Origin of the sequence: Mycolicibacterium palauense (assembly GCF_002592005.1) — a bacterium.
GTDB lineage: Bacteria > Actinomycetota > Actinomycetes > Mycobacteriales > Mycobacteriaceae > Mycobacterium > Mycobacterium palauense.
The window spans coordinates 1-1,322 of record NZ_NVQF01000199.1 but is presented as its reverse complement, the minus strand read 5'-3'; the positions used below and the strand labels follow the sequence as shown (position 1 = coordinate 1,322).

General features: G+C 64.1%; 1 protein-coding gene. It reads right to left on the bottom strand.

Annotated elements, in window-relative coordinates; all coding sequences use genetic code 11:
* On the bottom strand, positions 1-1,016 hold a 1,016-nt coding region (locus CSR00_RS29840; RefSeq protein ID WP_456093799.1), incomplete at its 3' end, for an IS110 family transposase.
* Between the last annotated feature and the right edge of the window lie 306 nt (positions 1,017-1,322).

Here is a 1,322-nt window from a genome sequence, read left to right as displayed (position 1 = left end):
TAGTAGGCGCGGGCACCAGGTGAGGCGTTGAGCGCTGCGAATGCTTGGGCGTGTAGTGCGTCGATGAGTCGGTCGTTGTGCACGAACCGGGCCATGACCTTCTTCCGTTTGCCCGAGGCCCGGGTGATGGGGCTGGTGCCGGCATAGTTCTTGCGGGCCTTGGCTGAGGCGTAACGATCCGGGGCGTCTCCGAACTCGGCCAGCACCCGGGCGCCGAGAATCGTCCCCAGCCCGGGCTGGGATAACACGATGTCAGCGGCCGGGTGCTGGCCAAAATGAGCATCGACTTCGGCGGCCATCGTGTCGATCTGAGTGTTGAGCACGGCCAGCACTGCTGCGCTGGAACGCACGGTGACGCCGTAGGCGGCGCTGACCGGCTCTGGCTGGCGTAGCTGCGGGGTCCGCAAGGCGGCCTGTATCACCGCAGCCTTCTCGGCGACGTTGCGCCGGCGTGCACGTTTGAGTGCCGCGCTGATCTGGCTCAGGCTCAGCCGCGCCGCAGTCGCCGGGTCGGCTGCTTTGGTCAGCAGCGCCAGAGCATCGGGAGCTGCCAGGTCATCAAAGGCCTCCAGCGCGGCAGGGAAGCACTCGCGCAGTGCGTGGCGCATCCGCTGGGTATGGCGGGTACGTTCCCAGATCAACGTCTTGTGGGCGCGGGCCACGACCTTGATCGCCTCCACCAGGGCGCTGTCAGCAGCCACCGCACGCAGTTGGTGGGAATCGGTGCGCACCATGTCGGCCAGCACATGAGCATCAGCACGGTCGCTCTTGGCGCCCGAGACCGAATGGCGTTCCCGATAGCGAGCGGCCTGTAAGGGATTAACGGCGAACACTTCGTAACCGGCGGCCACCAACGCGTGCACCCACGGGCCGCGGTCGGTTTCAATTCCGACCTTGATCCGGTACGAATCTTCCTCCTCGCCAATATGTTTACCGACCATTGCGTGGAGTTGCGCCATCCCTGCAACTCCTTCAGGCACGCGTGCTCTGGCCAGAATCCGTCCCGAACTATCCATCAATTCGAGGTCGTGATGGTCCTCGGCCCAGTCGTCCCCAACGAACAGATCCACTGCATCTCCCGTCTGTCTACTTCGTTATCCAGCAGCCTGCGGGAGAACCATCGGCGACCTAATCAAACAGTGCTCACACCCCAGCAGGATGGGCACGACATCCCAGCAGCGATCAACTCTCCCGGCCGACCGAACGGGGGCACGATCTGTGTCTAGGACTCCAAGGTCCAGGGGGCAGGAGTGCTCACCCGTCGGCGGCTACCAGGCATCGAGTCTGCCGCAAAAGCCGACCCGATAACTCTGATTAGGGGG